The 18877-nt window shown below is 59.3% G+C and carries 24 protein-coding genes and 2 tRNA genes; 21 read left to right on the top strand and 5 right to left on the bottom strand.

The window, feature by feature from the left end:
- Window positions 1-258 precede the first annotated feature (258 nt).
- The 13 genes from ABD937_RS09910 (at window position 259) to ABD937_RS09850 (ending at window position 10772) form a co-directional block, all read left to right on the top strand.
- The gene (locus ABD937_RS09910; protein ID WP_345255454.1) at window positions 259-1038 is read left to right on the top strand and encodes a (Fe-S)-binding protein; all 780 of its coding nucleotides are present in this window, start codon (window positions 259-261) and stop codon (window positions 1036-1038) included.
- Between the two features lie 89 nt (window positions 1039-1127).
- Window positions 1128-1709: a hypothetical protein gene (locus ABD937_RS09905; RefSeq protein ID WP_345255453.1), complete on the top strand. Its 582-nt coding sequence runs from the start codon at window positions 1128-1130 to the stop codon at window positions 1707-1709.
- A gap of 99 nt (window positions 1710-1808) precedes the next feature.
- Entirely contained in the window at window positions 1809-1979 is a 171-nt protein-coding gene (locus ABD937_RS09900) for a hypothetical protein (protein WP_345255451.1), read from the top strand.
- 15 nt (window positions 1980-1994) lie between these two features.
- Window positions 1995-2426: a hypothetical protein gene (locus tag ABD937_RS09895; RefSeq protein ID WP_345255449.1), complete on the top strand. Its 432-nt coding sequence runs from the start codon at window positions 1995-1997 to the stop codon at window positions 2424-2426.
- A 225-nt stretch (window positions 2427-2651) separates the two neighbouring features.
- Complete coding sequence (locus tag ABD937_RS09890; RefSeq protein ID WP_345255448.1) at window positions 2652-3164, top strand: hypothetical protein; 513 nt, start codon at window positions 2652-2654, stop codon at window positions 3162-3164.
- Between the two features lie 78 nt (window positions 3165-3242).
- Window positions 3243-4661 carry a tRNA (N6-isopentenyl adenosine(37)-C2)-methylthiotransferase MiaB gene (gene miaB, locus ABD937_RS09885; protein ID WP_345255447.1) on the top strand — a complete coding sequence of 473 codons (1419 nt, stop codon included), beginning with the start codon at window positions 3243-3245 and terminating at the stop codon, window positions 4659-4661.
- Window positions 4662-4778: 117 nt separating this feature from the next.
- Complete coding sequence (locus ABD937_RS09880) at window positions 4779-6029, top strand: sigma-54 interaction domain-containing protein (protein WP_345255446.1); 1251 nt, start codon at window positions 4779-4781, stop codon at window positions 6027-6029.
- Window positions 6030-6173: 144 nt separating this feature from the next.
- A complete protein-coding gene (locus ABD937_RS09875; RefSeq protein WP_345255444.1) occupies window positions 6174-6710 on the top strand; it encodes an LptE family protein in 537 nt (178 codons plus the stop codon).
- Between the two features lie 19 nt (window positions 6711-6729).
- Entirely contained in the window at window positions 6730-7665 is a 936-nt protein-coding gene (locus ABD937_RS09870; RefSeq protein ID WP_345255442.1) for a hypothetical protein, read from the top strand.
- 9 nt (window positions 7666-7674) lie between these two features.
- Window positions 7675-8019 carry a preprotein translocase subunit SecG gene (secG, locus tag ABD937_RS09865; protein WP_345255441.1) on the top strand — a complete coding sequence of 115 codons (345 nt, stop codon included), beginning with the start codon at window positions 7675-7677 and terminating at the stop codon, window positions 8017-8019.
- 71 nt (window positions 8020-8090) lie between these two features.
- Window positions 8091-9125 (top strand): endolytic transglycosylase MltG, encoded by a 1035-nt coding sequence (gene mltG, locus ABD937_RS09860; protein ID WP_345255440.1) that lies wholly within the window; start codon window positions 8091-8093, stop codon window positions 9123-9125.
- Complete coding sequence (locus tag ABD937_RS09855) at window positions 9125-10123, top strand: YihY/virulence factor BrkB family protein (protein ID WP_345255439.1); 999 nt, start codon at window positions 9125-9127, stop codon at window positions 10121-10123. Before mltG ends, ABD937_RS09855 begins: the two co-directional genes overlap by 1 nt.
- A gap of 49 nt (window positions 10124-10172) precedes the next feature.
- Window positions 10173-10772, top strand: a complete 600-nt coding sequence (locus tag ABD937_RS09850; RefSeq protein WP_345255437.1) for a redoxin family protein — start codon at window positions 10173-10175, stop codon at window positions 10770-10772.
- 50 nt (window positions 10773-10822) lie between these two features.
- On the opposite strand, the gene ABD937_RS09845 is transcribed toward ABD937_RS09850, so the two are convergent.
- Both ABD937_RS09845 and ABD937_RS09840 read right to left on the bottom strand, forming a co-directional pair.
- On the bottom strand, window positions 10823-11326 hold the full coding sequence (locus tag ABD937_RS09845) for a TlpA family protein disulfide reductase (protein WP_345255435.1): 504 nt from the start codon (window positions 11324-11326) through the stop codon (window positions 10823-10825).
- Entirely contained in the window at window positions 11307-11903 is a 597-nt protein-coding gene (locus ABD937_RS09840) for a TrmH family RNA methyltransferase (protein WP_345255434.1), read from the bottom strand. The genes ABD937_RS09845 and ABD937_RS09840 overlap by 20 nt, the downstream gene beginning before the upstream one ends.
- Window positions 11904-12010: 107 nt before the next feature.
- Here ABD937_RS09840 and ABD937_RS09835 point away from each other — a divergent pair.
- A tRNA-Pro gene (locus ABD937_RS09835) sits at window positions 12011-12084 on the top strand.
- A 142-nt stretch (window positions 12085-12226) separates the two neighbouring features.
- Here ABD937_RS09835 and ABD937_RS09830 read toward each other — a convergent pair.
- The 3 genes from ABD937_RS09830 to ABD937_RS09820 are packed head-to-tail and all read right to left on the bottom strand — an operon-like array spanning window position 12227 to window position 12955.
- Window positions 12227-12472, bottom strand: a complete 246-nt coding sequence (locus ABD937_RS09830) for a hypothetical protein (RefSeq protein WP_345255433.1) — start codon at window positions 12470-12472, stop codon at window positions 12227-12229.
- A gap of 15 nt (window positions 12473-12487) precedes the next feature.
- Window positions 12488-12703, bottom strand: coding sequence for a hypothetical protein (locus ABD937_RS09825; protein ID WP_345255432.1), 216 nt, complete (start codon window positions 12701-12703; stop codon window positions 12488-12490).
- Between the two features lie 33 nt (window positions 12704-12736).
- The gene (locus ABD937_RS09820; protein WP_345255431.1) at window positions 12737-12955 is read right to left on the bottom strand and encodes a hypothetical protein; all 219 of its coding nucleotides are present in this window, start codon (window positions 12953-12955) and stop codon (window positions 12737-12739) included.
- Between the two features lie 326 nt (window positions 12956-13281).
- Here ABD937_RS09820 and ABD937_RS09815 point away from each other — a divergent pair, with 326 nt between their 5' ends.
- The 7 genes from ABD937_RS09815 to ABD937_RS09785 all read left to right on the top strand — a co-directional run bounded on the left by ABD937_RS09815 (window position 13282) and on the right by ABD937_RS09785 (window position 18837).
- Window positions 13282-14124 (top strand): agmatine deiminase family protein, encoded by an 843-nt coding sequence (locus ABD937_RS09815; RefSeq protein ID WP_345255429.1) that lies wholly within the window; start codon window positions 13282-13284, stop codon window positions 14122-14124.
- A gap of 81 nt (window positions 14125-14205) precedes the next feature.
- Window positions 14206-14279 (top strand) — tRNA-Pro (locus ABD937_RS09810).
- A gap of 220 nt (window positions 14280-14499) precedes the next feature.
- Window positions 14500-15768, top strand: a complete 1269-nt coding sequence (locus ABD937_RS09805; protein WP_345255428.1) for a dihydroorotase — start codon at window positions 14500-14502, stop codon at window positions 15766-15768.
- Window positions 15769-15775: 7 nt separating this feature from the next.
- The gene (locus ABD937_RS09800) at window positions 15776-16282 is read left to right on the top strand and encodes a DUF4199 domain-containing protein (protein WP_345255426.1); all 507 of its coding nucleotides are present in this window, start codon (window positions 15776-15778) and stop codon (window positions 16280-16282) included.
- A gap of 8 nt (window positions 16283-16290) precedes the next feature.
- Window positions 16291-17235: a glycosyltransferase family 2 protein gene (locus ABD937_RS09795; RefSeq protein ID WP_345255424.1), complete on the top strand. Its 945-nt coding sequence runs from the start codon at window positions 16291-16293 to the stop codon at window positions 17233-17235.
- On the top strand, window positions 17235-18371 hold the full coding sequence (locus tag ABD937_RS09790) for a glycosyltransferase (protein ID WP_345255423.1): 1137 nt from the start codon (window positions 17235-17237) through the stop codon (window positions 18369-18371). Before ABD937_RS09795 ends, ABD937_RS09790 begins: the two co-directional genes overlap by 1 nt.
- A 4-nt stretch (window positions 18372-18375) precedes the next feature.
- Window positions 18376-18837: an RDD family protein gene (locus ABD937_RS09785; protein ID WP_345255422.1), complete on the top strand. Its 462-nt coding sequence runs from the start codon at window positions 18376-18378 to the stop codon at window positions 18835-18837.
- Window positions 18838-18877 lie beyond the last annotated feature (40 nt).

Raw genomic sequence — 18877 nt, 5'->3', positions numbered from 1 at the left:
GGGCTAATGGGGTGATGGGGTAATGAGGAATGAAGGAGGTTGGGCGGGAGGTTCATGGGGATACCGGTTGGATGACAGTACGGTTTCGATAAACGGTGCGTGGCGAAACAGCTTAACCCTGGACCATCAGACAAACAGACCAATCCACGAATAGCGCTGTTATCCCCTATTTTTGGGCCCAAACGAACATAGGGGTTGCACGGTTGTTTGGATAAAACAGATCTGACATCTGCGATCCTAGATCACTAAATCCTTTCTATGCTGGTACGTACCATGGCCGAACTGACGGCTGCCGGGGAAACGCCCGAAGTGTTGTTCTGGGTCGGCTGCGCCGGCTCTTTCGACGGGCGGGCACAAAAGATCACGAAAGCCTTTGCCACCATCCTGCACAAGGTGGGTGTGTCCTTCGCCATCCTGGGTCCCGAGGAGCTCTGCACCGGCGACCCGGCCCGCCGTGCCGGCAACGAGTTCCTGTTCCAGATGATGGCCTACCAGAACATCCAGACCCTGAACAACTACGCAGTGAAGCGCATCGTGACCACCTGCCCGCACTGCTTCAACATCTTCAAGAACGAATACCCCGTGCTGGGCGGCAACTACGAGGTGGTGCACCACACCACCTACCTGCAGGAGCTGATCAACGCCGGCAAGATCCGCATGAAAGCCGGCGAAACGTTCAAGGGCCGCAAGATCACCTACCACGATTCCTGCTACCTGGGCCGCGGCAACGACATCTATGAAGCGCCGCGCCAGGTGCTCGAAGCCCTCGACGCCGAGCTCATCGAGATGAAGCGCTGCCGCAAGAACGGCCTCTGCTGCGGCGCCGGCGGAGCGCAGATGTTCAAGGAGGAAGAGAAGGGCGATGTGCGCATCAACATTGAGCGTGCGTCGGAGGCCATCGATACCGGCGCCCAGATCGTGGCCGCCGCCTGTCCGTTCTGCAATACGATGCTTACCGATGGCGTCAAGAACCACGAGAAAGAAGGCGACGTGCAGGTGCTCGACGTGGCCGAGCTCGTAGCGGCAAGTATGGAGTAAGCTTGTTTGATGTTGCCTGTTAGCGGCCATTGTGGTGCCGCTTGCTTACTGGAATCACATCAGGTACAGCCATGGGTCACTCGGTTAAGGTGAAACAACAACGATCGCAAAAGGGCAACGGGAGCGGGAAAACGCAGTATGCGCTCCTGATCCTGGTCATCCTGCTGTTCGTGGTGTACCGGCTCTCTGTCCGCATCCACCAGGTAGGCGGCAGCAATTTGTACCGGGCACTGGTCTTTTTCATCCCGGTCGCGACGGGCCTGCTGTTGCTCGGGTACTGGCAACGGAACGCGCTGCTGAAATCCTTCGATGGCCTCAACTGGTTTGAAAAAATCGTCATGGCGTTCCTGCAGCTGGCAAAAGGCGCGGTCGTCAGCTACCTCGTCGTAGGCTTTCCGATCGAGGTAGCCTGGGACCTGGTCAACCGATCGGTGACGGGAGGCCGTCCAACGGAAACGCTGGAGTGTCCGGTCGAATCCTTCTCCACCAGCAAAAACCCGAAGATCTGGTACCGCTTCCAGGGAGGACTCGAGCAGGTGCCCATGGTAAACTCCTGGCGCGAGCTGTACGAAGACGAATCGCCCGAAGGACACTTCATCGTTCTGAAAGCCCGCCCCGCGCTGCTAGGCACCTGGCTCGTGGAGGATTGGGACCTGCAGAGCCATCGCTGAGTGCGGCACGCCACCCATTTGCGGAATCGGCAACTCCTGGCAATCTTCCCGGCACTTGGAAACCCGCAGCGGGAACCGGCCGTACAAGATCTACCCGATATGCATTCCTTATCTAAAAAAGTGCAGCGCGGCCAAAAGGACCGCAATGAAGCCCGGCTCATCCAAACGGTAGATCGCCGGTTCCACTGGATCGTGCTGCTCGCCATCGTTTTTGTGATCGCCTACCAGCGCTTTTTCGGCTACCTCCAAATCGGCGGCAACACCACCTAGTACCTTCTCCTGCACGTGCTCCCCGCCCTGCTCGGAATCCCCCTCCTGCTGCTCTGGCTCCGGTCCGACATCAGCGCGCGCTTTAGGGAAGGAACGCAGCGGGGCAAAGCCTGGACGATGGTCGTCCTGCTCGGCCTGCTTGGTGCCGTGCTCGGGTTCTTTGTGCTTGGAGCGGCCGGCACCGTGCTCTTTGAACGCATCAACCTGCGGGCAGCCGTCGGCGCGCAGCCAAAGTCGTTGGAGTGCCGCGTCGTCCGGTTCCGCCTACGGCGCAACCCCGGGATTGAAGTAGAATTCGAGGGACGCCGTACGGACCTGCCCACGGCCTCCGCATACACGAAACCCTATGGGTCAGAAAATCCTTCGGACTACCGCGTGGTGGTTACTGCACGCCCCGGACTGCTCGGCACCTGGATCGTAGACGACTGGCAGCTCGAACGCCCCTGAGGGATCTCAGATCGCAGATCGCGGATCTCAGATTTTGGATTTCGGATTTAGGATTTGCTTATAGATCTAAGATTTCTTCGTCTACTACGCCCCGTTATTCATGTTACACCTGCCGGACCGGGCAGCGAGTGGAACGATCCTGGAGAGCATGCCCGCACGCAGACGCTACCTTACCAATATACAAATAGACCACTAGACAAATAAACCAATACCTAGCTTTGCGCCATGAACCTTGAATTCCGGCACCTCCTTCCCGAAGACTTCGCCCCCGACTCGCGGGTCTGGATCTACCAGAGCAACCGCCGCTTCTTTATGTCCGAAGCCCTTGAGATGGAGCCTAGGATCGAAGAATTCTGCGCGCAGTGGCGCTCACACGGGGCGAAAGTGAAGGCATACGGCAACCTGCTGTTCGGTCAGTTTCTCGTGCTGATGGCCGACGAGCGCGCGGCGGGCGTGTCGGGCTGCAGCACCGATTCTTCGGTGCATTTCGTACAGGAGCTGGGCAAACAATTCAATGTCGACTTCTTTAACCGCACCCACCTTGCCTTCGTGGTAAAGGAAAAGATCGAGACGATCCCGATGGCGCAGCTGCAGCCCGCCCTCACCGCAGGCTTGATCACGCCCGACACGCTGTATTTCAACAACACGGTAGGTACACGGCAGGAGCTCGAAACAAAATGGCTCGTGCCGGTAAAGGAAAGCTGGCTGGCCACCCGCCTGAAGCTCTATTTGCCCTAGGTTCGATTTCCTAAAAATCTGCCAGAATGTCACTTACTGAGCCGGCATCCGTTATCTTTGCCGCTCAGAAACCGTGTTATGCTGGAATTGACCGAAAAAGTGATCGATGAAGGGCGTCAGGGCGAGGCCTATGCCCCCTTTGCACAGGACCCCAACACCTTTAAGCGCCGTTTTTATATCGAGAGCTATGGCTGCCAGATGAACTTCTCCGACTCGGAGATCGTGGCCTCCATCCTCTCCGAGCAGGGCTTTGGCGCTACCCGCAACTTCGAGGAGGCCGACCTCATCCTGCTCAACACCTGCTCCATCCGCGAAAAGGCCGAGCAAACCGTGCGCAAGCGCCTCACCGAGTTCCGCAAGCTGAAGCAGCAGCGCCCGGCCACCCTCGTAGGCGTGCTGGGCTGCATGGCCGAGCGCCTCAAAAGCAAGTTCCTGGAAGAGGAAAAGCTCGTCGATATCGTGGTGGGTCCCGACGCCTACCGGACGCTCCCCCAGCTCATCGAGGAGGCCGACGGCGGCCAGAAAGGCGTGAACGTGCTCCTGAGCCGCGAAGAGACCTACGCCGACATCGCGCCGGTGCGCCTCAACTCCAACGGCATTACGGCCTTCGTTTCCATCATGCGCGGCTGCAACAATATGTGCTCCTTCTGTGTGGTGCCTTTCACCCGCGGCCGCGAGCGTAGCCGCGACCACGTGTCGATCCTCAACGAATGCCGGGAGCTGCTGCGAAACGGCTACCGCGAAGTGACGCTCCTGGGCCAGAATGTGGACTCGTATTACTATACCCCCGACGGCGGTACACCCGTGACTTTTGCGATGCTGCTGGAAGAAGTGGCGCTGCTCTCGCCCGAGCTGCGCGTGCGCTTCTCCACCTCGCACCCGAAAGACATCACCGACGAGGTGGTGCACACGATGGCGAAGTACGAGAACATCTGCAAGTACATTCACCTGCCCCTGCAAAGCGGCTCCACCCGCGTGCTGCAGCTGATGAACCGCACCTATACACGCGAGTGGTACGCCGCCAAGGTAGACCGCATCCGCGCCATCATGCCCGATTGCGCACTATCGTCCGACGTCATTGCCGGCTTCTGCACCGAAACGGAAGAAGACCACCAGGACACCCTTTCGATGATGGAGCACGCGCAGTACGCGATGAGCTATATGTTCTTCTACAGCGAGCGCCCCGGCACCCTGGCCCAGCGTCGCTACAAAGACGATATACCCGAGGACGTCAAGAAGCGGCGTCTTAAGGAGATCGTAGAATTACAGAACCGCCTCTCGCTGGAGCACAACCGCAAAGACATTGGCCGGACCTTTAACGTGCTGATCGAGGCGCCGTCGAAGCGCAGCGAGGCCGACTGGATGGGCCGCAACTCCCAGAACAAGGTGGTCGTGTTCCCGAAAGGCAACGGCAACCATAAGCCGGGCGACTACGTGCAGGTGCGTGTACTCGAATGCACGCAGGCAACGCTTTTGGGTGAAATGGTGGCTTCCTGAACATCGTGAGGCATCAGAAGAAGGTGCTGGCGCCGGAAACGTCACCTCCCGCCTGACGCTTCACGACCCAGCACGGCCCCATCGAAACAGCGACTACTCTCAGCATAAACCGACAGAATGGATCAGCAAAGCATCAAGAACAGATTCGGCATCATCGGCAACTCGCCCGCGCTCAACTACGCCCTGCAGGTAGCTACCCAGGTATCAAATACCGATCTCACCGTGCTCATTGTAGGCGAAAGCGGCGTGGGCAAGGAAGCGTTCTCTCATATCATCCACTCGCTTTCCGCGCGCAAGCACAATCCCTTCATTGCCGTTAACTGCGGCGCCATCCCCGAAGGCACCATCGACTCGGAGCTGTTCGGCCATGAGAAGGGTTCCTTTACCGGGGCGGTCGACAGCCGGAAGGGCTATTTCGAAACTGTCAACGGCGGCACCATCTTCCTCGACGAGATCGGCGAGATGCCGCTCGGCACCCAGGCCCGCCTGCTGCGCGTGCTGGAGACCGGCGAGTTCATCCGCGTGGGCTCCTCCAAAGTGGTGAAAACCGACGTGCGCGTCATTGCCGCCACCAACCGCGACCTGCTGCAGCAGGTGCAGGCCGGAAAGTTCCGGGAAGACCTGTACTACCGGCTCAACACCGTGCCCATCCGCGTGCCCGCCCTGCGCGACCGTAAAGAAGACATCCCCCTGTTGTTCCGCAAGTTCGTGGTGGATTTTGCGGAGCGCTATAAGACCACGCCCGTGCAGCTCGACGAGGCCGCGCGCCACCGCCTCGTGTCGTACACCTGGCCAGGCAATGTGCGCGAGCTCAAGAACATCGCCGAGCAGATCTCGGTGCTGGCCTCCGACAAGAATGTGAACGCCCAGGAACTCACCCGCTTCCTGCCCGAGGCCACCATGAACCGGCTCCCGGTGCTTGCATCGGGCGGCAATGGCGGCGGCGGTGAGTTCGCCAACGAGCGCGAGATCCTGTACAAGCTGTTCTTCGACATGAAGCGCGACGTGACGGAGCTGAAGAAGCTGTTCGCGGAGATGCTCCAGAACCCGGGCGCGGCGGCGCAGCATGGCGCCTTGTTCCGCGAGCTGCAGGAAGTGCATCCGCACCACGACGATGCGCCGCTGCAACCGGTGCTGGTGCCGCACAACCCGAACCTTGCCCCCGGCAGCCCGGTGATCGTGCACCACGACGGCATCCACGAGCACGAGGAGGTAGACGAGAGCCTCAATATCATGGACAAGGAAAAGGAACTCATTATCAAGGCGCTCAAAAAGCACAAGAACAAGCGTAAGGATGCAGCCGCCGACCTCGGCATCTCCGAACGTACGCTTTACCGCAAGCTGAAGGAATATAATATCGATGAGTGAATGGCGAATGGTCAATGGTGAATGGTCAATAGGCACCACACAATTAGGGCTTCGTTAAGAAAAGCGTCGTTTAGCTTTGGAAAAAATTATCGGCAAATACATTTTATAAACGATATGTTGAACGGGAAGAAAACGCATTCACCATTGACCATTCACCATTCGCTGAAACGCTGGTCCCCGGTGCTCGCGCTCGTGCTGTTGCTGGCGATCGCGTTCACGAACAGCTCCTGCGGCGTTTACAGCTTCCGCGACGTGGCGATCCCCGACTCCATCAAGAGCATCCGCATCCAATACATCGACAATAAGGCGCCTTATGTGAACCCGCAGCTGAGCCCCGCCCTCTCCGAGCGCCTTCGCCGCAAAATCCAGGGCCAGACGCGCCTCTCGCTCACCAATGCCGACAACGCCGACTACGACGTAAAAGCCGTCGTGACCGATTACGCCGTGACGACGTCAGGTATTTCCAACAAAGAGGCAAACCTGAACCGCCTCACCATCACGGTCCACATTTCCCTCACCAACAACCGCAACCCGAACAGCCCTCCGGTCGAATATGACATCAACCGCCCGTTCGACTTCGGCGCCTCGCTTTCCCTGCAACAGGCTGAAGCTGCGCTGTCGGAAGAAATAATCCGCAACCTGACGGACGATATTTTCAACCGCCTGTTTTCGAATTGGTAAATGAATGTAATTTGGCGGCATGGCAGCGCCGATGCAAGCACTTACCGAGCCCCTTCTGAACAAGTCTTTTGCCGACTGCAGTCCCGGTGAGCTGCGCCAGCTGACGGAGCAATATCCCTATTTCGCGCCCGCGCACTTCCTGCTCCTCAAGAAACTCGACCCGGCCTCCGAAGAGTACCGCATCCAGTACCAGAAGGCCATCCTGTATTTCCACGACCCGTTGTCGTTTGAACTCCTGCTCAACCGCGAGCTTGTGCCCGGCACAACGGCACCGGAGCCAGACGCCCCTTCTGGCATCGCCGCGGCTGAGCCGGAAGTTACCCAGCCTGAGCCTGCCGGGATCACCGCGGAGGAAGGCGCCTTACCGGTGTCGTCAGAAGAGCACGAGGGGGCCGAACCGGTGGCCCTTGAAATGCCGGAAATTCCAGAACCCGACGCGCAAGTGGCGCCGCCGCTGCTCTCCGATGAGCTGACCGAGGGCAGGGACGAGATCGCAGACGAAGAGGTAGCCGCACCGCCTCCGGCTGACGAGCCGGCCTCCCTGCCGTCGTTTTCCATCGACCTCAGCGCGCCGCCCAAAGGCGACCTTAGCTTTGAGCCCTTTCACACGGTAGACTACTTCGCCTCCCAAGGCATCAAGCTTACCGCCGCGGAAGAAGTGCCGCGCGATAAGTTCGGCAAACAGCTCAAAAGCTTTACCGACTGGCTTAAGACCATGAAGCGACTGCCCGAGGCGGCGACGCCCGATCCACTCGACACAAAGACCGATGAAAAGGTGGACCACCTTGCCGACGACTCCGTGCAGCAGGCTGATATCGTCACCGAATCGATGGCGGAAGTGTGGCTGAAGCAGGGAAACAAGCGCAAAGCGGCGCAGATCTACCGCAAATTAAGTTTGCTCCATCCCGCAAAAAGCGCTTATTTTGCAGACAAAATCAATAGCCTCAACGACTAATCTCGCTTTATGACCACCTTGTTCCTGATTCTGATCATCATCGCCGCTGTGATTCTTGGCTTTATTGTGCTGGTGCAAAACCCGAAAGGCGGTGGCCTGGCCGGCAACGTGGCCGGCTTCAGCAACCAGTTCATGGGCGTGAAGCAAACTACCGACGTGCTCGAGAAAGGCACCTGGATCTTTGCCGCCGTTATTGCGGTACTGTGCCTCACCTCCACGTTCTTCATCTCCGGCACACGCAACGTCGCCGGCGACGACATCAAGCTCGAAGCGCCTGCACAGCGTACCAACACTACCACTTCCGGCAGCCAGCCCCAGGTACCGACGCCCGCAGCTCCGGCGCAGCAACGCTAAGGGCAGGCCCTAACAAATCATTAAGAATCACCCTGCCACAGCGGCAGGGTTTTTTTATTTACTTTACCCGTATGCGACGCATCCTGCTTATCGTTCTCGGACTCGGCCTGCTGGCCGGCCTCGTCATCGGCTGGATCCTGTTTGGGTCCGGCACCGGATTCAGCGGCCGGAAGGCGACCCTCTACATCTCCTCGAAAGCAGCCACGCGCGAAGCCGTGCTCGACTCGCTGCGCAAGAACGAGATCGTTAGCAATGTGTCGGCCTTCGAGTTCCTGGCCAACCGCCTCGGCTACTGGGACCATATCCGCCCCGGCAAATACGAGTTTCCGAAGGGCACCGGCCTCCTGCGCATCGTACGCACGCTGCGCAACGGTGCACAGACGCCCGTCAAGCTGACGATCACGAAATACCGCACCCTCGGCGATTTCGCGGGCGACGTGGGCCGCAAGTTCGAATGCGACTCAGCCGACATGATGGCTTTCCTCGCCTCGGCCGACTCGCTCCGCCCCTTCAATGCGACGCCCCAGACGGCCATGACCCTGATCTTCCCGGATACCTATACCTACTATTGGAACAGCTCCCCCCGGCAGGTGTTGCGCAAGCTCGCCGATGTTTCGGCGGGTTACTGGACGGCAGCCCGGACCGGCAAAGCGAAGGAGCAGGGCCTTTCGGCCCACGAGGCCTATACCCTCGCTTCCATCGTGGAAGAGGAAACGAATGCGCAGGCCGAGAAAGGCACCATCGCGTCTGTGTACCTGAACCGCCTCCGCAAGGATATGAAGCTGCAGGCCGACCCTACGGCCAAGTATGCCGTTGGCGACTTTACCATCAGGCGGGTGCTGCACGAGCATATCGCCGTTGCCTCGCCGTACAACACCTACTATGTAAAAGGGCTACCACCGGGCCCCATCTGCACGCCACAGCGTAAAACGCTGGATGCCGTGCTGGATGCGCCCCGCACCAACTATTACTTCTTTGTGGCCAACCCCGACAAGCCGGGCACGCACCTGTTTACGGAGACCTACGGCGAGCACCTGACGAACGCGAAAGCTTACCACGAGAACCTCAACGAGCGTGCCCGCCGCAACGCCAACACTTCCCGCTGATGCCCACTCCCTCGCTGAAGCGCCAGTTCCTGACCCGTACGCCCCTCCGCCATGTGATCGAGGGGAGCAAGCATGCATTCGTGCCGGGGATCCGGCATTTCAGCCTCTATGAGCTGACACGTGCCTTTCGCCGGCAACTGGGGCGCACCAGTCTACCGGAGCGGGCGTCCGCCATCTCGTTCAACGTGTTCATGGCCATCCCGCCCACGTTCCTGTTCCTCTTCACACTCGTGCCCTACCTGCCCATTTCCCGGCAGTTCATCCGCGAGCTGTTCGGCATCATCCGCGACGTGATCCCGGGCGAAAAGAACCACACCGCCATCATCGGCTTCCTGCGCGATCTGCTGCTGCGCCCCCGGGGCGGGCTCCTCTCCTTTGGTCTGTTGCTGGCCGTCTTCTTCTCGAGCAATGCCATGATGGGTATCTTGCGTTCCTTCGACAAGAACTATGAAGGCTTCCGTAAAACTACGGGGCTACAAAAGCGCAAGCTGGCGCTCCGCATGACGCTCATCCTGCAGTTCCTCGTCTTCACAGGCATCGCACTGCTCGTGGCCCAGGGCCAGGTGCTAAAATTCATCGGCATCGAAAGCGCCCAGGTGCGCGAGATCATCGCTACCACGCGCTGGGTGGCCATCGTACTGATGGTGTTCTGGTCGGTGTCGTTCATCTACCGGCACGGTCCGGCCGTATCGCAGAAATGGCCCTTCCTGACGCCGGGCTCGGTGTTTGCCACCTCGCTGATGGTGCTGGCATCGGGCATTGTTTCGTATTGGGTCAACAACTTCTCGAGCTACAACAAGCTGTACGGCTCCATCAGTGCCGTCTTTATCCTGATGTCGCTCATTTTCATCAACGCCCTCCTGCTGCTGATCGGCTTCGAGCTCAACGTGACGCTGATCAACCTGAAGCGGGAAAAAGAAGTGGCGCACTTTGGCGTGGCCGGTCCGGTGCCCGACACGGAAGACGGTAAAACCAGTGCAAAAAAGGACGAGCGGTGAACAACGGCGGCGGAACTTTCCGAACTTAGGGTCACAAAAAAACACGCATATGAAAAAACTGGGCTTCCCCCTCCTTTTGGCCGCACTCGTCGGCCTTTTCGCCTTTACCGAGGTGCTGCCCATCGGCGCATCAATGCCGAAGGCGGAACTTAAGATGACCGACATCAGCGGCAAGCAGGTATCGCTGAAGGATGCTGTTGGCACCAACGGCCTCCTGGTCATGTTCTCCTGCAACACCTGCCCGTTTGTGGTGAAATACCAGGAACGCACGATCGAGTCTAGCAATTATGCGCTTGGGAAAAAGATCGGCGTCATCGTGGTGAATTCGAACGAAGCGCAGCGCGGTGCCGACGACTCGTTTGACGCGATGAAGGAGTACGCAAAAACGCAGGGCTACAAGTGGAATTACGTGGTGGACAAGAACTCCGAGCTGGCTGACGCCTTCGGTGCCAACCGCACACCCGAGTGCTTCCTCTTCGATAAGTCGGGCAAGCTCGTATACCACGGCGCCATCGACGACAACGCCAACGACGCCGCAGCGGCTACCCGCAAGCACCTGAAAGAAGCGATGGACGAACTGACCTCCGGCAAGGAAGTGTCAGTGAAAGAGACCCGCTCCGTAGGCTGCACGATCAAGCGTGTGAAGTAGTCAGAAAAGAATGGATAGAAAAAGCCCCGACGCTAACGTCGGGGCTTTTTCTATGGCTTCGGAGCAACCAGTTTTTTAAGTTCCTGGTGGAAACGTTCTTTCGATAATCCTTCCTCGTAAAACGCCCGGTAGCCGGTGGCCGGATTGAGAAACAGGGTGGCCGGAATCGACCCGGACCATTTCGGATCAACGGGCGGGCAGAAGCGGTCGGCGTTGGTTTCGTCGAGGAAGACGATCGGTGCCGTGAAGCCACGTTTTTTGGCAAAGGCCGGCAGCTTCGGGTAAGCTTCGGTGAGGTCGAGGCTCACGAGCAGCAGGCGCACGCCGGCGCTGTCGTAGCGCTTCACGAGCTCCTGGAAATACGGTATCTCGGCGATGCAGGGCTTACAAAACGTAGCCCAGAAGTTGATGACCGTGGGACGGTCGGGCGCCGCCATAGCCGCTTCGAGGTCGGCGAGCTTCCATTTCGGGATCGCCTTTCCCTGCGCACTTGCCCCGATGGAGCCGCACACAAAGGCAGTTGCAAGTACCAGTTTATTGATCGTTTTCTGCATAAAGTCCCCATTGTTGTGCCAGCGCGCCATAATGCGCATCGGGCAGTTGTTGCTGCGCATAATGACCGGCGACGCTTTTCTGGCGGTAGGCCTCGTAGAGGGTGACCGCGCAGGCCACCGAGATGTTGAGCGACTGGATCATGCCCACCTGCGGAATGATGAAGTTGCCGTCGGCCTGCTCACGGAATTCGTCGCTGACACCGGCGTGCTCATTGCCAAAAACGAGGGCCGTGGGCACGGTGAGGTCGCAGTCGTATAAACTTACGGCATCGGTCGACAAGTGGGTTGTTAAAATGCGCCCGTACTTGCCGCGGAGCTTGCGGAAGCATTCGGCCGCATCCGTGAACTGGTGCACTGTGAGCCATTTGGCGGCACTGCTCGATGAGCGGGCGCCCCACTTTTTATGGCGCGGGATCTTGGTATTGAGCACGTAAATCTCCTGCACACCAACGGCGTCGCAGGAGCGCATCACGGCGGAGATGTTATGCGGGTCAAACACATTCTCCAGCACAATGGTCAGGCCGGCCTGTCTTTTGGAAAGTACGGCTTCGATTTTTTCGCGTCGTTCGTTGGTCATATGCCCTGCAAAGAAAATCTTTGTCGCCTGATTTTGAATATACTATTTCCCTTAAATTTGCACCCCGTCGCGGAAACAACGCAAGGCGTTTCTTCGATTCCCCGGTACGGGTGGTGGCGCAGCCCGGTAGCGCACTTGCATGGGGTGCAAGGGGTCGCTGGTTCGAATCCAGTCCACCCGACTTTAAGAAAAGCCTCAGACGAAAGTCGGAGGCTTTTTTCATTACCTATAGTCCGGTAGCGCATCCCGCCCGTTGGGCGGGAAAGTCGCTGTCCCGGGGCTTCGGGGCGAATCCAGTCCACCCGACTTCAAGAATAAAAGCCTCAGACCGAAGCCACGCGACTTTTTTCTTGTTGGCTGATCGCAATGCGGCGCATCGCGTCATGGCAAGAATGGTTGGATTGCGACGTCAGCACTGGTGCGCCATAACGAACCTTCCGACGCGTTGTGATCACGTGCATCAGGTCATAATCGATTGCCGTATAGAAGCGCAACGATCCGTCGACTTTTCTTACATCGCACGACACGCCCAAGCAACCAAATTGATTGCCTTCAGGAAGATTTTTCATCCACGGTACTTCGCTTCAATACGCTGTCAGTGCAAGTGCTCCCCGGAACGCCTGGTACCGGCACGGATGGCCCTGCACCGGGTCGCAATAGACCTCGACATAAAAATCGTAAAGACGGTAGCACTGCACGAGGTAGCCCTTCACCACCTTCTCTGCGACCGGTTGTGCCCAAAGTTCCAGCTCTTCGGCCTTCGCCGCCAGGGTGAGTCCCGTAAATTCTCGGAGTGTCATGACCTTGTTTTTATTGCTGTTATGAACGTTGGATTACAGGTAGGGCTTCAGCCCGACCGGGCTCCGGAACTTCCGGCTCGAGAGGATCCGGTCGCCCTTGCTGGTAAAGTAGACTTCTACGAACGTGGCGCGTAGCTGGAAAAGCAGGATGTGCTTGTTTTGCTGGATCCGCTCCCCGATACAGGCGCCATTCAGGAGCAACCCCCGGAGCTGCTGATGGGCATTCAATGCCTGAAACTGTCGTGCTTGCATAGATGACGAATGGACGGGAGCACGCACAGGAATGGTGCCATAAGCGCCTAGCGCCGTGCTTCCAAAGCAACAAAATGTTTATCGACATCACCATACGCACCACAATCTCCTCAACAAAAAAACGATGCCCGCTGCGGCAATGCCCCAGAAGTGCGGCCGGGCGAACTTTTCCGTGTCCCTTGGCCGCGGCACTGGCTTTGCACCTATGGCAGTGGCCGCGATCACTGGGAAATGGTCGCCGGCCTGGCGTAGAGGCGGCTTCCGGGAGAGGTCGCCTTTTTTTTCAATACGCCGCATCCGTATTTTCACGGCACCAAAGCACTGCCATGATCACCGATGCCCAAACCAATTTGCTCTACCTTTCCGACCGGCTCAGTACCAAGCAAAAGCCTTTCTACGACCGCTTCACGGCACTCCTGGAAGCAAACGGGCTCCGGTATGCAGCGTTGCCCGCCACCCGCGACATCTGGGCCCGCGACTATATGCCGGTACAGGTGGCCCAGCAGAAATTCGTCCGGTTCGTCTACGATCCCTCCTACCTGAAAGCTCAGAAATGGCGGCTCACGATCACCGATGCGGCGGAAGTCTGTGCCGCGATCGGCATCGAGGCAGCCGCGGTGCCGATCGTGCTCGACGGCGGCAACGTCGTCAAGGACGCGCAGCAGGTGATCGTGACTACGCGTGTGTTCGAAGAAAACCCACAGTACACAGAAAAAGAGCTGCTGCGCGCGCTCGAAGCGGCACTCGAGGTGGAACGCGTGATCGTGGTGCCCCGGCAGCCCTACGACTATACCGGCCATGCCGACGGCATACTGCGCTTTGTCGATGCACACACCGTGCTGGTGAATGCGTATAAAGCCGGTGAGAACGCGACCTTTCTCCGGAACCTCGCCCTCTCCCTCCACAACGCCGGACTGAAGACCGAAGAGATACCCTACGCACCCGGGGACCTGCTGCAAAAGCTCACGGGTGCCGGCGGCCTGTATATCAACTACCTCCACCTGGGCGATACGATCGTGCTCCCGGTGTTTGGCATTGCGGCCGACGAGATCGCAGAGCGCCGGATGCATGCCCTTTTTCCGGGCCACCGCATCTTAACGATCGACTGCCGCGAGCTGGCTCCCGAGGGCGGGTTGCTGCATTGTATCAGCTGGAATATCCTGCAGTAATCGATGTGGCCCGTGTTCCGGAGATTCTATAAATTTTTTATGGTTGATTGAAACTCATTTCGTTATTTTGCACCTCCCCAACGGGATGTAGCGCAGCCCGGTAGCGCGCTTCGTTCGGGACGAAGAGGCCGCTGGTTCGAATCCAGTCATCCCGACAAAGCCCTGAGGTATTCCTCGGGGCTTTCTCTTTTTCACCACTTGATGCCCCGGCTGATTAGCTTTACCTGGAAAGATCCTTGTGCTTCGGAATAGCCAACCGGAACCAGTGCCACCATTGCCTCTTCATGGAATCAACAAAAGCACCGATAGCTTTCCTTTTCCCGCCGCCAAGCTCAAACTTCCGTCTCCCTTTCTGCTTTCTTATCTTCGCGACCCATGGACATCCTCATCCGGCACGCCACCATCGTTGACCCGGCTTCGCCGCACCACCTCCAGAATGCCGACCTGCTGCTGCGCGACGGCCACATCAGTCGCCTGGCGCCGTCGCTCACCGAAACGGCCGCCCAGGTCATCGACCTCGAGGGACTGCACCTCTCCCCCGGCTGGATCGACCTCTTCGCCCACTTTTGCGACCCCGGCCAGGAGCAGCGTGAAACGATCGGCACCGGCACTGCCGCCGCGGCTGCAGGCGGTTACACCGACGTGCTGCTGGTGCCCAACACCGCTCCCTGCGCGCACAACAAATCCACCATCGAATACATCCGGGCCAAAGGGGCCGCGTCGCCCGTACAGGTGCACCCGCTCGGCGCCATCAGCAAAAACACCGAGGGGAAAGAGCTCGCCGAGATGTACGATATGCACGCAGCCGGCGCCCCCGCCTTCACCGACGGGTGGAACCCGGTGCAGTCGGGCGGACTCATGATGAAGGCACTTCAATACGTGCGGGCGATCGACGTGCCCCTCATCCAGGTGCCCGACGACCGCTCCTTCAACCCCGGCGGCCTCATGCACGAAGGGATCGTATCGACGCAGCTCGGGCTACCCGGCCGGCCTGCGCTTGCCGAGGAGCTCATGATCGCGCGCGACATTGAGCTCGTACGCTACACAGGCGCCCGCCTGCACTTCACCGGTATTTCCACGGCCCGCTCCGTGGCCCTCATCCGGGCGGCAAAGGCGGAAGGGCTCCCGGTTTCCTGCTCGGTTACCCCCCTACACCTGCTGTATACAGAAGATGATCTCCGCAGCTACGATACGAACCTGAAGCTCGTGCCGCCGCTCCGCACCGCTGCCGACCGCGACGCGCTATGCGAGGGCCTGCGCGACGGCAGCATCGATTGCGTGGCGGCGCACCACCTGCCGCAGGATACCGACCATAAGATCGTGGAGTTCGAGTATGCCGGTCCGGGCGCCATCGGTCTCCAGACGACCTTCGGGGCGCTGCGCACCGCGCTGCCGGAGCTGGACGTCACGCAACTTTGTGCCTTGCTCGGTGCCAATGCGCGCCGCCTGTTCGGGCTACCGCCGTTCCCGATCCGGGAAGGCGCCCCGGCACGCCTCACGCTGTTCGTTCCGGACGCCACCTGGTCGTTCATGGAAGCCGCAAACCGGAGCCGCTCGGCCAACTCGCCATTTTTTGGAAAAGCCTTAACAGGACAGCCCGCCGGTATTATTACCACGGGGGGTGTATTTTTGAATACTTTTTAAACTGCTTATGCCCACCGTAAAGCCCATCTCCCAGGTTGTTGCCGGACTGATCATCGCAGCGGCCATGATCGCCGCCCACATCGGGATCCATGTGTCGGGGAACTTCCTCAATACGACGGCTGTGTACCTGGGCTACCTGCCGCTTCCGCTCGGCCTGCTGTACTTCGTGCGCCGGCACGCACACGCGCAAGGCACAGGCGCCACCTTCGGCAACCTGTTTGCCTACGGCTTCCGCATCACCGCGGTCGTGATCGTGATCATGGTGATCTATGCCGCCCTCTTCTACACCGTGCTTCCGCAATACAAAGACCGCATCATGGAAGCGAGCATGAAAGCGCAGGAGTTCGGTAACAAGCAAACCATCGACGATGAGGCCGGCACCGAAAAGCTCGCCCGACGCGATGACCACTTCATCCAGTGGACCGTTTCCTTCACCCTCTTCCGCTTACTTTTCATCGGAGCGCTCTCCTCGCTGCTGGCTGCCGCCGTCAGCCCGAAGCACGCCAAATCCTAAAGCATCCTATGGACCTTTCGATCGTAGTGCCCCTGTTCAATGAAGAAGAATCGCTGCCCGAGCTCTGCGCCTGGATCGACCGGGTATGCACCGAGCACCAGTTCAGCTACGAGGTGATCCTCGTGGACGACGGCAGCACCGACGACTCCTGGGAGGTAGTGACGCGGCTGCGGGCGAACGACGACCGGATCAAAGGCATCCGCTTCCAGCGCAACTACGGCAAGTCGGCGGCGCTCAACGAGGGCTTCAAGGCCGCCTCGGGCGACGTGGTGATCACCATGGATGCCGACCTGCAGGATTCGCCCGACGAGATCCCGGGCCTGCGCCACATGATCCTCGTGGAAGGGTTCGACCTCGTGAGCGGCTGGAAGAAGAAGCGCTACGATAACAAACTGACTAAGAACCTGCCGTCCAAGCTGTTCAACGCAGCCACGCGAAAGGTGTCGAGTATCCACCTGCACGATTTCAATTGCGGCCTCAAGGCCTATCGTCGCAAAGTGGTGAAGAGCATCGAGGTGTACGGAGAGATGCACCGCTACATCCCCGTGCTCGCCAAGTGGGCCGGCTTCCGCCGGATCGGCGAGAAGGTCGTGGAGCACCGGGCCCGTAAATACGGCGTCACCAAGTTTGGCTGGGAGCGCTTCGTCAATGGTTTTCTCGACCTCATGTCGATCACCTTCGTGGGCAAGTTCTCGAAGCGGCCGATGCACTTCTTCGGGCTTTGGGGTTCGCTTTTTTTCCTGGTCGGCTTCATCCTGACGCTGTTCCTGCTGATCTCCAAGATCGCCGACCCGGAGGCACACCCACTCACCAACCGCCCCGCGTTCTACCTGGCGCTCACCTCACTCGTGATCGGCATGCAACTGTTCCTGGCGGGCTTCGTATCGGAGCTCGTGGCGCGCAACGCACCGGGCCGCAACTCCTACCTGATCGAAGAAAAATCCGGACTCTGATGGCCAGCATCGTGATCATTGGTCCCGCCTGGCCGCTGCGCGGCGGACTCGCCACCTTCGACCAGCGCCTCGCTACCGAATTTCTACGGGAAGGGCACGACTGCTCGCTCCTCTCCTTTTCGCTGCAATACCCGTCGGTGCTCTTTCCCGGAAAGACGCAGTACAGCGACGAGCCCGCTCCGGAAGGCTTGCGCATCCGCTCCCTCATCAACTCCGTGAACCCACTCAACTGGCTCTCCGTGGGCCGTCGCCTGCGCCGCGAGCGCCCCGACCTCGTGGTGGTGCGCTACTGGCTGCCCTTTATGGGGCCCGCGCTTGGAACCATCCTGCGGCAGGTACGCAAGAACCGGCATACCCGGGTGGTGTGCATCGCCGACAACGTAGTGCCGCACGAAAAGCGCGCCTTCGACACCGCGTTTACCAAATACTTCCTGCCGTCCTGTGATGCTTTTGTAACGATGAGCGACAAGGTGCTCCGCGACCTGCGCATGTTTGAAGGCAGCAAGCCCGCGGTGCTCGTGCAGCACCCGCTCTACGACAACTTCGGCAGCAAGCTCCCGAAGCGCGATGCGCGCAAGCACCTCGGCCTTCCCGAAGGCGACCGCATCATCCTCTTCTTCGGCTTCATCCGCAAGTACAAGGGCCTCGACCTCTTGCTGCAGGCGATGAAGGAAGCGCCCATCCGCGAGCAGGGAATCAAGCTGCTGGTGGCCGGTGAGTTTTATGAAGACGAGGCGCCCTACCGGGAGCTCATGGCGCAGGCGGGCATCTCGGCGTCGGTGATCCTCCATACAAAGTTCATCCCCGACCCGGAGGTCCGCTATTACCTGTGCGCCGCCGACTTTATCGTGCAGCCTTACCGCAACGCCACCCAGAGCGGAGTGACGCCCCTCGCCTACTACTTCGAGCGACCGATGGTGGTGACCAATGTAGGTGGACTGCCCGACCTCGTACCCGATGGCCGCTGCGGCATCGTGTGCGCGCCGGAGCCCGCCGCCATCGCCGCCGCGGTTGCCGAATGCTACCGGGTGGGCGAAGCGCATTTCATCCCGCACCTGCAGGAAGAGAAGAAAAAATATGCGTGGAGCCACCTGACGCGCGCAATCCTCGAAGTGGCCCACACTCCAAAGCCCTAAGCACATGTATCCCGGAAGACCCAGCATCGTTATTCGCCTCGTGTCCATAATCCTCGATTATCTGTTCGTGACGATCCTGTTCGCGACAGTGATCGTACTGTTTCGCAAAGACCTCCTCGCCGACCCGAAGCTCCTGATGCAGCCGAAGGACGATGCGACGCGCATGTTCGCCTGGGGCATGATACTCGTGTTCATGCTGAAGGATACGATCGGTGGCCGGAGCCTGGCGAAGCGCATGCTCGGCCTCCACATCATCGACAACAAGGGCGGCTACCGAGCGCAGGCCGTGCAGTGCTTCGTTCGCAACATTCCCATCATGGTCTGGTTCGTGGAGGTAGTCGTGTTGCTGTTCAGCCCCGACCGCCGCCTCGGCGACCTCATGGGCGGTACCCGTGTGGTGACCGACGAATACCTGCATGAGCAGGAGCGCCTCAACAGCCTTACGGAGGATAGCGGCCCCTTCTAAGGCGCGGCTCCGATTTTCCACCTAACTTGCCCAGGGCGCA

Origin of the sequence: Flaviaestuariibacter amylovorans, assembly GCF_039541815.1 — a bacterium.
Lineage (GTDB): Bacteria > Bacteroidota > Bacteroidia > Chitinophagales > Chitinophagaceae > Flavisolibacter > Flavisolibacter amylovorans.
The sequence above is the reverse complement of the archived record's forward strand: the minus strand, read 5'-3'. Positions and strand labels throughout refer to the sequence as shown.